Origin of the sequence: Planococcus faecalis, assembly GCF_002009235.1 — a bacterium.
Taxonomy (GTDB): Bacteria; Bacillota; Bacilli; order Bacillales_A; family Planococcaceae; genus Planococcus; species Planococcus kocurii.
Genome location: NZ_CP019401.1, coordinates 2,252,712 through 2,267,018, shown reverse-complemented (window position 1 = coordinate 2,267,018; position 14,307 = coordinate 2,252,712). Strand labels below are relative to the sequence as shown.

Below are 14,307 nucleotides of genomic sequence, written 5' to 3'. Positions count from 1 at the left end.
TATGTTGATTGGAAAAAGTATCAACGGCCGCTATAAGATCAAGGAATTGATCGGTGGCGGTGGGATGTCCAATGTATATTTAGCACATGACATGATTTTGGACCGGGATATCGCCATCAAGATTTTGCGTTATGATTTCTCTAATGAAGAAGAATTGCGTCGGCGCTTTCAAAGAGAAGCCTTGTCTACGACTAGTTTGGCACATCCCAATATCGTGAACATTTTTGATGTGGGCGAAGATAAGTCGATTCATTACTTGGTCATGGAATACGTTCCAGGAAAAACCTTGAAAGAATACATAATCGAACATTCACCAGTAGCTCCTGAGCGTGCTGTTGAGATTATGAGGCAATTGGCGTCGGCTTTGGCGCATGCCCACCACAACCAAATCGTCCATCGGGACATTAAGCCGCAAAATATTTTGATGGACGCAGAAGGCAATGTAAAAATATCCGATTTCGGAATTGCAATGGCGTTAAGTGCAACATCCTATACGCAAACAAATTCGGTACTAGGAACCGTCCATTATTTGTCGCCAGAACAGGCACGAGGTGGTACAGCCAATAAGAAATCCGATATCTATTCACTCGGAATTGTAATGTACGAATTAATTACTGGTAAGTTACCATTTTCAGGCGAGTCAGCTGTTTCTATTGCATTAAAGCATCTACAAACAGAAACACCTTCACTGCGTGACACGGTTCCTTCTTTGCCACAAAGCTTGGAAAATGTCGTCTTAAAAGCAACTGCTAAAAATGTGCAACATCGTTATCAATCTGCTGACGAAATGGAAGCAGATCTCGCGACTGTTTTGATGCCAGAGCGACTAAACGAACCAAAATTCGTTGTGCCAGTGGACCAAGATGAAACACGTGCCATGCCAGCAATTAAAGACCCGGCAGCTTATGGTAGCGAGGCAAACACAAAAACAATGCCGCTACCTATTAAAAAAGTAGAAGAACAACAAAAAGCTCCTATCAAAAAGAAGAAAAAGAAATGGCCGTGGATTATTGGGGTGTTGTCTTTCTTATTACTAGCTGGTCTGGTGCAAGCAATTGCATTTCCTGGACTGTTTGAGCCGCGACAAGTAGCAGTGCCTGATGTTTCAGAAATGGAACGCACCGAAGCGGTAGAAGAGCTACAAGCAGCTGGCTTTGTTATAGGCGATGAAACCGAAGGGTATTCAGAAGAAATAGCAGAAAATCATGTGATTCGAACAATTCCAGAAGCTGGGAAAATGAGGGACCGTGAAACCAAAGTTCAGTTATTTGTTAGTATTGGGAAAGAAAAAGTCGAAATGGCTGATTTTATCGGCAACACGCTAGAAGAAGCCACAAAATCTCTAAACGACAAAGAGTTTGCTTCAGTAAAACCTACTGAAGAATTTTCTGAAGAACCGGTTGGGACCATTTTGAGTCAACAACCAGCAGCTGGTGAAGAAGTGATTGTCAGTGAAACGGATGTTGAGTTTATAGTGAGTAAAGGTGAAGACCTTCGAAATGTAGAAGATTTAGCTGGATTTACAGAAGCAAATCTGAACGACTATGCTCGGTCTTCGGGGTTTAATATCCGTATTGTTTCAGAACAAGCATCAGATGCAGTAGAAGCTGGAAAAGTTATGTCTCAAAGCCCAGCAGCTGGAGAACAACTCGTAGCGGGTGGAACGATTGAAGTGACATTATCAGCAGGCGAAGCAGAACAGCCACTGAAGACTTACATTCACACGGCAGAAATTCCGTATGAACCGGCCCAGCCTGCTGCTGAAGGTGAAGAACCGGTCAAACAGACCATTCAAGTTTATATTCAAGACAATACACATACAATGGTAGAGCCATTTGAGGAGTTTACCATTACTGAAGATCAATCTCATCGCATTGAGTTGCAAATAGCACAAGGTCAAAGTGCCTCTTACCGAATTGTTCGTGATTCCACAATTATTTTAGAAGAAACCTTTGATTATTCAACTGTAGAATAGCCAATGAAAGGAGTGAAACAATGCCGAAAGGTCAAATCAGAAAAGCATTAAGCGGATTTTATTATGTATTAGACGAGGATGGTGAACGTTACACTCAATGCCGTGGACGAGGAGTTTTTCGCAATCGCCAAATAACACCTTTAGTTGGAGATTACGTCGACTATAAAGCAGATAATGAGTTAGAAGGCACAATTTTACATGTCCATGAACGGAAAAATGAATTGGTACGTCCACCAATTACCAATGTTGACCAAGCAATCTTGGTATTTTCAGCAAAACAACCTGATTTTCATCCATTACTGTTAGATCGCTTTTTAACCGCTATTGAATCACATTCGATTCAACCCATTATTTGTTTAACGAAAATGGATTTGTTAAAGCCAGAAGAACACGCAAAAATCCAATCTTATATTGAAGATTATGAAAAAATCGGTTATGAAGTGATTCCGACGTTCATAGACGATCCGCATTTAAAAGACCGATTGATGCCGGTCCTTGAAGGCAAAATTAGTGTGTTAGCAGGACAATCTGGAGTTGGAAAATCAACGATGCTCAATACGATTTTACCGTCACTAGAATTAAAGACGGACGATATTTCCAAAGCGTTAAACCGAGGCAAACATACAACGCGCCACGTGGAGTTGATCGCCGTTAATAATGGTTTACTAGCTGATACGCCTGGTTTTAGTTCGTTTGACTTTGAAACGATGGAGCGGGAAGAATTGTCTGCGTGCTTCCCTGAATTTGCGGTACGTTCTAACGCATGCAAGTTCCGAGAATGCTTACACATGAATGAACCGAAGTGTGCGATTAAAGCGGCAGTTGAAGCGAAAGAAATTCCAGCATATCGCTACAAGCATTACTTGAAGTTTTTAGAAGAAATTATGAGTCGAAAGCCGAGGTATTCAAATGATTAAAATTGCACCGTCTATTTTAGCAGCAGATTTCGCAAAACTTGGAGAAGAAGTGTTAGAAGTAGAAAAAGCAGGAGCAGATTGGATTCATGTGGATGTTATGGATGGTCATTTTGTGCCGAACATTTCATTTGGAGCAGTCGTCTTAAATGCTATTAAGCCGTTGACTAAATTACCAATGGATGTTCATTTGATGATTGAAAATCCAGATCTTTATATTGAAGAATTTGCAAAAGCGGGAGCTGACTATATTACGGTACATGTAGAAGCATGCCCTCACTTGCACCGGACAATTCAGTTGATTCGCTCGTTTGGTGTTAAACCGGGAGTCGTGTTAAATCCACATACGCCGGTTGAAACCATTCAACACATTCTTGAAGACATCGACCTCGTGTTGTTTATGACAGTCAATCCTGGATTTGGTGGTCAAAAATTCATTCATTCGGTAGTGCCAAAAGTTAAACAATTGGCTGATATAATCAAAGAAAAAGGCTTATCCATCGACATTGAAATTGATGGAGGCATCAATGAAGAAACAATCGTGCCTTGTGCACAAGCAGGTGCCACTGTCTTTGTGGCAGGTTCCGCTATTTATAGCAAAAATGACCGTACACAAGCTCTTCAAGCAATCAAGAAAGCAGGAGAAGAGGCGATTTCTTGAACATCGTTTTAATCGCAGGAGGTCCGGCAGATGAACTGCCGGATTTTTCTTTATTTCCAGAAGCTTTGTATATAGGCGTCGATTCGGGAACACTTACATTGCTCGCCAAAAAAATTCAACCCATTTCGGCTGTCGGTGATTTCGACTCGGTAAGCGTTAAAGAGTACGAACAAATACGGATCGCTTTGCCTGAGTTGTCACGTTCTCCGTCTGAAAAAGATCAGTCTGATACAGAACTCGGACTTGAGGCGGCAATGGGCTATCATCCAAATCTTGTCATAATTTCGGGAGTAACAGGAGGCCGACTCGATCATTACATGAGCGTTTTGCACGTCTTGTTCAAGTATCAACAGCAATTTCCGAAAACTCGCTTTGTGTTGTTGAACAATCAAAACCGGCTCCGTTTTTTAAGTCCTGGGACTCATCGCATTGAAAAAGATCAGCGTTTCCGCTACGTGTCGTTTTATCCGTTTGCAGAGGAAGTTAAAGGCTTGACGTTAACGGGTTTTAAATATCCTGTAACGGATGAAGACATTTCTTTTGGAACGACACGCTTCGTCAGCAATGAACTTTTTAATGTTGGAAGTGTAACGATCAACAGCGGTTATTGTCTGATGATAGAAAGTTCAGATGCTTAGGGATGGAGTAAACTTTCGATAGAACTACTTATACAGTTTCTCAAATAAAATAGACGGAGAAAAGAATATACCTTTTCTCCGTCTATTTTATTGCTAGTGTAAAGGTGCTTTACCCATGGTGAAAAACGAAAAAATGCCAGGCTGATTAGATCAGCCTGGCATTATCCATGAGCGATTATACGCGCTCAACTTTACCTGATTTCATTGCTCTCGCAGAAACCCATACACGTTTCGGTTTACCGTTTACAAGGATACGAACTTTTTGAAGGTTTGCTCCCCATGTACGTTTTGTCGAATTCATTGCGTGCGAACGGGCATTTCCCGCGCGAGCTTTACGTCCACTAACTGCACATACTTTAGGCATGTAAGTCCCTCCTCACAAGTGAAGCTGAAAATTATGATAGAATTTCAGTTCGTTTTTCGTTTCACATACTTTAATAATTTAACACAGAAATATGGGGTTTGCAACTATATTTGAAGGTCTTTAAAGAAAAAAACCTTTACACCTTAAACGGCGGCTTTTCATCTATAAAGGTTTGAGGTAGAATGGGAAGAGTGAAATAGGACTCAAGGAGGAATTTCAATGTCGATTGAATTAAAGAATGAATATGGTCAAATCGATATTTCCAATGATGTAATTGCTCAAATAGCAGGCGGCGCAGCAATCGAATGCTATGGCATTGTAGGCATGGCAACGAAACACCAAATACGCGATGGCTTGACAGATATACTCCGCAAAGAAAATTTTGCCAAAGGAGTTCTTGTGCGCCAAGAAGATGAAAATTTGGTTATTGATATGTATGTCATCATTAGCTATGGAACGAAAATTTCTGAAGTAGCTTATCAAGTTCAGTCCAAAGTGAAGTACACCATTACTAAAACATTAGGTATGTCTGTAAAAGCAGTCAATATTTTTGTCCAGGGAGTTCGTGTAACGAACCCGTAGGAGGAGGAAGAATCAGTTATGAAGTCATTAAATGGAGTAAAGTTCGCAGAAATGGTACAGATGGGATCTCACCATCTTTTTCAAAATGCGGATTATGTTGATGCATTAAATGTTTTCCCCGTTCCTGATGGAGACACGGGGACCAATATGAATTTGTCAATGACTTCTGGAGCAAAAGAAACAACAGCTCAAGCAGAAGCGCATATTGGCAAGACAGCAGGTGCCTTATCTAAAGGTTTATTGATGGGAGCACGTGGAAATTCGGGTGTTATTCTCTCGCAACTTTTCAGAGGTTTTGGTAAATACATTGCTTCAGAATCAGAATTGACAGCGCTTAAGTTTGCAGAAGCTCTTCAACACGGTGTTGAAACAGCGTATAAAGCGGTTATGAAACCAGTTGAAGGAACAATCTTGACAGTCGCAAAAGATGCGGCTGCTAAAGGCATGGAAGCAGCAAAAACAGAAGAAGACCTCATTGTTTGGTTCGAGGCTGTAGTGACCGAAGCAAAAGCTTCTTTGGAACGGACACCTGACTTACTTCCCGTATTAAAAGAAGTCGGCGTTGTTGATAGCGGCGGACAAGGTCTTGTATATGTTTACGAAGGCTTTCTTGCTTCGCTAAAAGGGGAAGAATTACCTGAAAAACACGCACATCATTCAATGAACGATTTGGTCAGTGCAGAGCATCATAAAAACATTGCTGGCTTTATGGATACCGCCGATATTGAGTTTGGCTACTGTACAGAATTTATGGTGAAGTTCGAAACAGGCAAAAAAGAATTTAATGAGGCTTTATTTCGTTCTGACTTGAGTAGTTACGGGGATTCGCTATTGGTCATCGCAGATGAGGAAGTGGCGAAAATTCATATTCATTCGGAAGAACCTGGAAAAGTTCTTACATATGGTCAGGATTACGGCAGCTTGATCAGTATGAAAATCGAGAATATGCGTCAACAGCATATCGATATTGTTGGCGAAGGCTTCCAAAAAAATGCACCTAAACAACAAGCGACACATCCTTATGCGGTTGTAACAGTTGCCATGGGTGAAGGAATTTCAGAACTGTTGCGTAGTATTGGAGCTTCGTATGTCATTGAAGGCGGGCAGACCATGAATCCATCGACAGAGGATATCGTTAATGCTGTTAAATCGATTGGTGCAGAGCGTGTTTTGATTTTGCCGAATAACAAAAACATTATTATGGCAGCCGAACAAGCGGCTGAACTTTTAGATATTGAAGCGGCTGTAGTGCCTACTAAAGATGTACCTCAAGGAATGGCAGCACTACTCGCTTTCAACCCGGAAGCAACCGTAGAAACCAACCAAGTAGCAATGGCAAGTGCTTCAAAACATGTGAAATCAGGTTCTGTCACATTTGCTGTTCGGGATACATCGATTGATGGCATTGCCATTAAGAAAGATGATTTCATGGGTATTTCCGAAGGGAAAATCATCGTTTCTGATAGCAATCTAGAACGTGTCACTGAAGAGTTGGCTAAAAAGCTAGTAGACAACGAAGCGGAAATTGTCACAATTCTTTATGGAGAAGATGCGACAGCGGCAGATGCTCAGAAATTGGGCGAATTTATTGAGTCTTTAAATAGCGCGGTTGAAGTTGAAATTCATAATGGTAAACAGCCATTGTATCCTTTCATACTTGCTGTAGAATAATTTTTATTTTTGTTTTTTCAATATAGTCAAATGGCTAAGGCGCATACGAATGTATGCGCTTTTTATTTTTGTTAAATAAGTCGAAATCATGTACACTAACAGTATACGTAAATTGAAAGTGAGGGGTTTGAGCCATGAAGTTCAAATCTGTTTTTGATATAATCGGTCCAGTCATGATTGGGCCTTCTTCTTCGCATACTGCGGGAGCAGCCCGCATCGGAAGAGTAGCGAGGGATTTGTTCGGGAGACAACCGGATTGGGCAAAAGTGCACCTTTACGGTTCGTTTGCAGAAACTTATAAAGGGCACAGTACAGACGTTGCCATCATCGGTGGATTATTAGACTATGATACTTTTGATGAACGCATCAAAACGTCGTTTGAAGAAGCGCAAAAAGCCGGGATGACCTATGAGTTTATTCCTGAAACGGGTCATGTTGATCATCCGAATACAGCACGTATCGTCATTGGAGATGAAAAATCTGAAATGTCGATGATGGGCATTTCAATTGGTGGCGGAAAAATCGAAATCACTGAGTTAAATGGCTTCCCGCTTCGTTTATCAGGGAACCATCCGGCAATTTTAGTTGTCCATGAAGATCGTTCAGGGTGTATCGCCAATGTTGCGAATTGCCTCTACAAATACGATATTAACATCGGTCACATGGAAGTTTCTCGGAAAGAAAAAGGACATATGGCATTGATGGTCATCGAAGTAGATCAAAATGTTGATAAAGAAGTGATGGACGAATTGAAAAAACTTCCGAATATCACGCAGGTGACACGAATCGTCGATTAAATTGGAGGCTATGATAATGGAAGCTTTATTCCGTAATGTAAGAGAGTTAGTTGAACGGGCTGAAAAAGAACAGAAATTAATTTCTGAAATTATGATTGAACAAGAAATACTGATGACCAATCGATCGCGTGAAGACATCATGATTCAAATGGATCGTAACTTGACGGTCATGGAAGAAGCGGTAGAAAAAGGATTAAAAGGAGTTCACTCGGTCTCAGGATTAACGGGTGGAGATGCTGTACTATTGCAAGCTTACCGTGAAAAAGGCAATACGCTTTCTGGAGATTTGCTGCTTGACGCAGTTAGTAAAGCGGTTGCGACTAACGAAGTCAATGCAGCGATGGGAACAATTTGTGCGACACCAACAGCGGGATCTGCTGGCGTGGTGCCAGGTACGTTATTTGCTGTGCAAAATAAATTAAATCCAACACGCGAGCAAATGATCCGTTATTTATTTACAGCAGGCGCTTTTGGCTTTGTTGTGGCCAATAATGCATCGATTTCAGGTGCAGCAGGTGGCTGTCAAGCAGAAGTCGGATCAGCCGCTGGTATGGCATCAGCTGCTATTATTGAAATGGCTGGTGGTACGCCTCAGCAAAGCTCAGAAGCATTTGCCATTACGATGAAGAATATGCTCGGTCTAGTCTGCGATCCAGTGGCGGGATTGGTAGAAGTGCCTTGTGTAAAACGTAATGCAATGGGAGCTGCCAATGCAGTAGTAGCGGCAGACATGGCGTTAGCTGGTGTGACTAGCCGTATTCCGTGTGACGAAGTTATTGGTGCGATGTTCGAAATCGGCCAATCGATGCCGAGTGCGCTAAGAGAAACCGCAAAAGGCGGACTTGCCGCAACGCCTACTGGAAAATGGCTTGAATCCAAAATTTTTGGAGGAGCAGTTGTCGGAAGTGGGCAGTAAAGAGTCAGTCGCCACATTAAAAGGAGTAGGGAAGCAAGCAACCGAAACCTTACAGGAAATGAAAATTGAGACATTGCATGACTTGATCATGACATTTCCGTATCGCCATGAGGATTTTCAATTAAAAGATCTGGCCGATACACCTCATAATGAACGCGTAACAGTGGAGGGAAGGGTCGAAAGCGAACCTTCCGTCCTTTTTTTAGGTAAAAATAAATCGCGAACGCAAGTCCGGGTGTTAGTAGGGCGCCATCTGATAAAGGCTATATTTTTCAATCAGCCATATGTTAAAGCGAAATTGCAGTTGGGAGAAATTATTACACTAACGGGTAAATGGGATCGTGGACGTCAAGTTATTACGGTATCAAGTCACACGATTGGGCCGAGGACAAATGGAGCGGATTTCGAACCAGTCTACAGCTTAAAAGGCAGTATTCACCAAAAGACATTTCGCAAGCTGATGCGCCAAGCATTGGATTTAGTAAAAGAAGACATGGAAGATTGTTTGCCAAAAAGGTTTGTTGATGCCTATCAATTAGCGCCGGTACAAGATGCTTTAGAATGGGTTCATTTTCCTCCAGATGGTGAAAAAGTCAAACAAGCGCGTCGGCGTTTTGTTTACGAAGAATTATTAGTATTTCAATTAAAGATGCAAGCGCTTCGTAAAAAAAATCGTGAGGAAGAAGGCGGCTCTTTTATCGATTACGATCTCGAACGGTTGAAGGGATTTATTGACTCATTGCCTTTCAATTTGACTGCTGCACAAAAACGAGTGGTCAATGAAATTTGCAAAGATATGAAAGAGCCGTTCCGTATGAATCGACTCCTGCAGGGGGATGTGGGGTCAGGTAAAACAGTAGTAGCGGCAATTGCGTTATATGCAGCTCATACAGCAGGGCTACAAGGTGCGTTAATGGCGCCTACTGAAATTTTGGCGGAACAACATGCTAACACATTGGTGCAGTGGTTCAGTCCGTTTTCAGTGAACATTGCTCTTTTAACAGGCTCAGTAAAAGGAAAGAAACGACAATTGATTTTGGAACAGTTAGCAAATGGGGAAATCGATCTGTTAATTGGAACGCATGCGTTGATTCAGCCAGAAGTACGATTCCACAAGCTCGGTCTTGTTATTACCGATGAGCAGCACCGGTTTGGCGTGGATCAGCGACGTGTGTTAAAGGATAAAGGCTATAATCCTGATGTTCTATTTATGACGGCTACACCAATTCCACGAACGTTGGCGATTTCTGCTTTTGGAGAAATGGATGTATCCGTTATCGATGAAATGCCAGCAGGTCGTAAAGAAATTGAAACCTATTGGATGAAAAAGGAGATGTTCGGCAAAATTGTCGGGCGGATGGAAAAAGAGTTGGCTGCAGGACGACAAGCCTATGTCATCTGTCCACTGATCGAGGAATCCGATAAACTGGATTATCAAAATGCCGTTGATTTGTTTCAGCAGCTATCGATGTATTTCAATGAGCGTTTTACGGTTGGATTGATGCACGGACGCTTGCACTCAGATGAAAAAGAACAGACAATGCGCGAATTTTCAGAAGGACAAATTGCCGTATTAGTGTCAACAACGGTTGTAGAGGTTGGCGTTAATGTACCAAACGCGTCGTTTATGCTTATTTACGACGCCGAACGTTTCGGTTTGTCTCAGTTACACCAATTACGAGGCCGTGTTGGACGTGGCAGTGAACAGTCTTATTGCATCTTGTTGGCAGACCCGAAGACAGAAATTGGTAAAGAGCGTATGACGACGATGACTGAAACCAACGATGGTTTTGTGCTAGCAGAAAAAGATTTGCAGTTAAGAGGTCCGGGTGACTTTTTCGGCCGTAAACAAAGTGGGATTCCAGAATTTAAAATGGCCGATTTGATTCATGATTACCGAGCGCTTGAAGCAGCTAGAAAAGATGCTGAAAAACTAATCAGCAGCGACGAATTTTGGCAAGCGGATGATATGCGTTGTTTACGTCAACAGATAGAACAGTCAGGAATATTAACAGGTGGCCGGTTAGATTGAGAATGCAGGAATCATTATTTTCCTTGCATTCTTTTTTTGTTATTTATATACTCATATTAGTACCAAGTGCTAATAGCGGGCGGTGACACAGTGAAAAGACCAAAAAAACAACGGCAACAAGCGTTAAAAGACTCAATCAAAGAAAATCCTTTTGTCACCGATGAAGAATTGTCGGTAGCATTTGACGTTAGTGTTCAAACCATTCGATTAGATCGAATGGAGCTTGCCATTCCAGAGCTGCGCGAACGCATTAAACACGTAGCCGTGAAAACCTTCGAAGATGAAGTGAAGTCTTTGCCAATCGATGAAGTGATTGGTGAGATTATTGACATTGAACTAGACAAAAGAGCGATTTCGATTTTTGATGTAAAGCCAGAACACGTTTTTCAACGTAATCAGATTGCCAGAGGTCATCACTTATTTGCACAAGCCAATTCGTTGGCCGTGGCAGTAATGAACGAAGAACTGGCATTAACGGTAAAGTCGGAACTGCAATTTTTGCGACCGGTAACTGCCGGGCAACGGATTGTTGCAAAAGCAGAAGTAATCGACAGCCACCCTGAAAAAAACAGGGCGTTTGTTAAAGTAGTTTCATCGGTAGAACAGCAGACGGTTTTTATTGGCACTTTTGAAATGTACCGTATGACAGAGCAAAGTGAAGGTGACAAAGAATGAAAATAGCAGTAGATGCAATGGGTGGAGATCATGCGCCAAAAGAAATTATTGCAGGTGTATATAAAGCTTTAAAAGAATTCGCAGATGTCGAAATTCAGCTATATGGCCATCAAGAAAAGATGCAAGAATTTCTGACGGAACATGACCGGTTAACAATCGTCCATTGTGAAGAAGTAATCACTTCAGAAGATGATCCTGTGCGATCGGTTAAACGAAAAAAAGATGCCTCGATGGTTCGGATGGCACAAGCTGTAAAAGATGGCGAAGCCGACGCTTGCGTATCTGCAGGAAATACAGGGGCTCTTATGTCGGCAGGTTTATTTGTTGTAGGTCGCATTGATGGGGTGGATCGTCCAGCATTAGCCCCAACTTTGCCAACTATTGATGGCAAAGGGTTTGTCATGCTTGATATGGGTGCCAATGCAGAAGCAAAACCGGAACATCTTGTGCAATATGCGATTATGGGCAGCATTTATGCTGAAAAAGTTCGCGGCATTAGCAATCCAACAGTGGGTCTTTTGAATATCGGAACCGAAGAGAAAAAAGGCAATGACTTAACAAAAGCCGCTTTTCCATTATTAAAAGAAGCGCCAGTCCATTTTATTGGCAACGTTGAGTCACGTGATTTATTAAATGGTGTGGCTGATGTTGTGGTGACCGACGGCTTTACTGGCAATATGGTGTTGAAGACCATCGAAGGAACGGCGATGAATGTTTTTGCGATGATGAAAGATGTCTTTATGAGCTCAGTTAAAACAAAAGTTGCGGCTTTTCTTGTGAAAGATGATTTAAAAGGGTTGAAAGGCATGTTGGATTATAGCGAATATGGCGGCGCCGGATTATTCGGTTTAAAAGCACCCGTTATAAAAGCGCATGGTTCGTCAAATGCTAATGCCTTATTCAATGCGATACGCCAAACACGTACGATGGTTGAATTTGATGTAACGGGAACAATTTACAGTACGCTGAAAAAGGAGGCTTTACATGAAGACTAAGATTGCATTTATCTATCCAGGCCAAGGGTCGCAAATGGTTGGAATGGGCGAAAGCTTTTTAACAGACGATACGAGCCGTAATTTCTTTGAAAGTGCCAACCAAACACTTGATTTAGATTTATCTAAGTTGATGCTAGAAGGCCCACAAGAAGAATTGACGTTAACCTATCATGCGCAACCAGCTCTTTTAACAGTTAGTTCAATGATTACAGAACGATTGATTCGAGCAGGGATTAGACCGGATTATACAGCGGGTCATAGCCTTGGCGAATATAGCGCGCTCGTAACTTCGAATGTGTTAGAATTTCCAACAGCGGTTAACATTGTACATAAGCGTGGATTGTTTATGAATACAGCTTTCCCAGCAGGAGAAGGGACAATGGCTGCTATTCTTGGTATGGAAAGTGAAGAACTTGAAAAAGTAACAAATGAAGTGACGGACACGACAGGTGTTGTGCAACTTGCTAACTTGAATTGCCCAGGACAAATCGTTATTTCGGGTACAAAAGCAGGAGTTGAGCAAGCGTGTATCGTCGCTAAAGAGCGTGGAGCTAAGCGTGCCATTCCACTTGATGTCAGCGGACCGTTCCACTCGGAATTGATGCGTTCGGCATCCCAAGATTTAGCGAAAGAACTGAGCGTTTCTTTCTTGTTAGATGCGAAAATACCAGTCGTTTCAAACGTTACAGCAAAAGCGGAAACAAATGCGACACAAATTCAAGATCTTCTTGTTCGTCAATTGTATTCACCAGTTCTTTGGGAACAATCGGTGCGCGAAATGATTGATCTTGGTGTAACCGTATTTATCGAAATTGGCCCTGGGAAAGTATTGAGTGGATTAGTGAAAAAAATTGATCGCTCAGTTAAAACTTTGCCAGTTTATGACTTAGCGTCATTTGAAAAAGCGGTAGAGGAGTTGGCAAAATGACTAAACTTGCAGGGAAAACAGCCATTATTACTGGTGGATCTCGTGGAATTGGAGCAGAAATAGCGCGTAAATTTGCAGCAGACGGTGCAAAAGTAGTTGTCAATTATAGCGGTAGCCAAGAAAAAGCAGAAGCAGTAGTTGCGGATATTGAGGCTAATGGTGGTACTGCAATTGCAGTGAAAGCCAATGTTTCAGATGCCGAATCAGTTAAAGCGATGGTCGATGAAACGATGAAAACGTTTGGATCTGTTGATATTTTAGTGAATAACGCGGGTATCACACGTGATAATTTGATGATGCGTATGAAAGATGACGAATGGGACGATGTCATCAATATTAACTTAAAAGGCGTATTTATTTGCACAAAAGCAGTAACACGCCAAATGATGAAACAGCGCTCTGGCCGAATCGTCAATATTGCCTCAATCGTAGGCGTGATGGGCAACGCTGGACAAGCAAACTATGTTGCAGCAAAAGCGGGTGTCATTGGCTTGACGAAAACGACAGCGCGTGAACTAGCAAGTCGTGGAATTACAGCCAATGCTGTCGCTCCTGGCTTTATCACAACCGATATGACCGAAAAATTGAGTGAAGACGTTCAAAAAGCGATGATGGGACAAATTCCATTAGGTCGTTTTGGTGCACCAGAAGATGTTGCAAAAGCTGCGCTATTCTTAGCTTCGGATGATGCATCCTATATGACGGGCCAAACGCTTCATCTTGACGGCGGCATGGTCATGTAGGTAATTTTTTTGTATACTGATTTGAGGGGAGGTGACGACATTGTCAACAGTATTAGATAGAGTAACGAAAGTAATCGTGGATCGTCTAGGTGTAGAAGAGAACGAAGTGAAACTTGAAGCTTCATTCACAGGTGACCTAGGTGCAGATTCATTGGACGTAGTAGAACTTGTTATGGAACTTGAAGATGAGTTCGATATGGAGATTTCTGACGAAGACGCTGAAAACATGAACACAGTAGGCGACGCAGTAACGTATATCGAGAAAAAACAAGCGTAACCAAGAAAAGCGAAAGCGCCCGTGTAGACTCGACGGGCATAAGACACTCCGGCGAAGCGGCGTACTTTGCCGCATAGCTGGAGAGACTTATGATCCTAGAGTCTGGGCGCTAAACGTTCTACCAGAAAATTATACTTAA

15 protein-coding genes are annotated in these 14,307 nt (G+C 42.1%); 14 read left to right on the top strand and 1 reads right to left on the bottom strand.

Features of this window, described 5'->3' with window-relative positions:
- Nucleotide 1 precedes the first annotated feature (1 nt).
- The 4 genes from pknB to AJGP001_RS11445 are packed head-to-tail and all read left to right on the top strand — an operon-like array spanning nucleotide 2 to nucleotide 4,188.
- The gene (gene pknB, locus AJGP001_RS11460; RefSeq protein ID WP_078080565.1) at nucleotides 2-1,975 is read left to right on the top strand and encodes a Stk1 family PASTA domain-containing Ser/Thr kinase; all 1,974 of its coding nucleotides are present in this window, start codon (nucleotides 2-4) and stop codon (nucleotides 1,973-1,975) included.
- Nucleotides 1,976-1,995: 20 nt separating this feature from the next.
- Nucleotides 1,996-2,892, top strand: coding sequence for a ribosome small subunit-dependent GTPase A (rsgA, locus tag AJGP001_RS11455; protein WP_058384911.1), 897 nt, complete (start codon nucleotides 1,996-1,998; stop codon nucleotides 2,890-2,892).
- Entirely contained in the window at nucleotides 2,885-3,550 is a 666-nt protein-coding gene (rpe, locus tag AJGP001_RS11450) for a ribulose-phosphate 3-epimerase (RefSeq protein ID WP_071153638.1), read from the top strand. The genes rsgA and rpe overlap by 8 nt, the downstream gene beginning before the upstream one ends.
- Nucleotides 3,547-4,188, top strand: coding sequence for a thiamine diphosphokinase (locus AJGP001_RS11445; RefSeq protein ID WP_071153639.1), 642 nt, complete (start codon nucleotides 3,547-3,549; stop codon nucleotides 4,186-4,188). Before rpe ends, AJGP001_RS11445 begins: the two co-directional genes overlap by 4 nt.
- A gap of 175 nt (nucleotides 4,189-4,363) precedes the next feature.
- On the opposite strand, the gene rpmB is transcribed toward AJGP001_RS11445, so the two are convergent.
- Nucleotides 4,364-4,552: a 50S ribosomal protein L28 gene (gene rpmB, locus AJGP001_RS11440; protein ID WP_058384914.1), complete on the bottom strand. Its 189-nt coding sequence runs from the start codon at nucleotides 4,550-4,552 to the stop codon at nucleotides 4,364-4,366.
- A 219-nt stretch (nucleotides 4,553-4,771) separates the two neighbouring features.
- On the opposite strand from rpmB, the gene AJGP001_RS11435 reads away from it, so the two are divergent.
- The 10 genes from AJGP001_RS11435 (at nucleotide 4,772) to AJGP001_RS11390 (ending at nucleotide 14,168) form a co-directional block, all read left to right on the top strand.
- Nucleotides 4,772-5,134, top strand: coding sequence for an Asp23/Gls24 family envelope stress response protein (locus AJGP001_RS11435; protein WP_058384915.1), 363 nt, complete (start codon nucleotides 4,772-4,774; stop codon nucleotides 5,132-5,134).
- 18 nt (nucleotides 5,135-5,152) lie between these two features.
- Nucleotides 5,153-6,805 (top strand): DAK2 domain-containing protein, encoded by a 1,653-nt coding sequence (locus AJGP001_RS11430; RefSeq protein ID WP_071153640.1) that lies wholly within the window; start codon nucleotides 5,153-5,155, stop codon nucleotides 6,803-6,805.
- 134 nt (nucleotides 6,806-6,939) lie between these two features.
- Nucleotides 6,940-7,602, top strand: a complete 663-nt coding sequence (sdaAB, locus tag AJGP001_RS11425; protein ID WP_071153641.1) for an L-serine ammonia-lyase, iron-sulfur-dependent subunit beta — start codon at nucleotides 6,940-6,942, stop codon at nucleotides 7,600-7,602.
- A 16-nt stretch (nucleotides 7,603-7,618) separates the two neighbouring features.
- Nucleotides 7,619-8,518: an L-serine ammonia-lyase, iron-sulfur-dependent, subunit alpha gene (sdaAA, locus tag AJGP001_RS11420; RefSeq protein ID WP_058384918.1), complete on the top strand. Its 900-nt coding sequence runs from the start codon at nucleotides 7,619-7,621 to the stop codon at nucleotides 8,516-8,518.
- Complete coding sequence (gene recG / locus AJGP001_RS11415; protein ID WP_071153650.1) at nucleotides 8,508-10,550, top strand: ATP-dependent DNA helicase RecG; 2,043 nt, start codon at nucleotides 8,508-8,510, stop codon at nucleotides 10,548-10,550. The genes sdaAA and recG overlap by 11 nt, the downstream gene beginning before the upstream one ends.
- A 90-nt stretch (nucleotides 10,551-10,640) precedes the next feature.
- Nucleotides 10,641-11,225: a transcription factor FapR gene (gene fapR / locus AJGP001_RS11410; RefSeq protein ID WP_071153642.1), complete on the top strand. Its 585-nt coding sequence runs from the start codon at nucleotides 10,641-10,643 to the stop codon at nucleotides 11,223-11,225.
- Nucleotides 11,222-12,220: a phosphate acyltransferase PlsX gene (gene plsX, locus AJGP001_RS11405; protein ID WP_071153643.1), complete on the top strand. Its 999-nt coding sequence runs from the start codon at nucleotides 11,222-11,224 to the stop codon at nucleotides 12,218-12,220. The genes fapR and plsX overlap by 4 nt, the downstream gene beginning before the upstream one ends.
- On the top strand, nucleotides 12,210-13,148 hold the full coding sequence (fabD, locus tag AJGP001_RS11400) for an ACP S-malonyltransferase (RefSeq protein ID WP_078080564.1): 939 nt from the start codon (nucleotides 12,210-12,212) through the stop codon (nucleotides 13,146-13,148). Before plsX ends, fabD begins: the two co-directional genes overlap by 11 nt.
- Complete coding sequence (gene fabG / locus AJGP001_RS11395; RefSeq protein ID WP_071153644.1) at nucleotides 13,145-13,891, top strand: 3-oxoacyl-[acyl-carrier-protein] reductase; 747 nt, start codon at nucleotides 13,145-13,147, stop codon at nucleotides 13,889-13,891. The genes fabD and fabG overlap by 4 nt, the downstream gene beginning before the upstream one ends.
- Nucleotides 13,892-13,931: 40 nt before the next feature.
- Nucleotides 13,932-14,168, top strand: a complete 237-nt coding sequence (locus tag AJGP001_RS11390; RefSeq protein ID WP_058384923.1) for an acyl carrier protein — start codon at nucleotides 13,932-13,934, stop codon at nucleotides 14,166-14,168.
- Nucleotides 14,169-14,307: the final 139 nt, after the last annotated feature.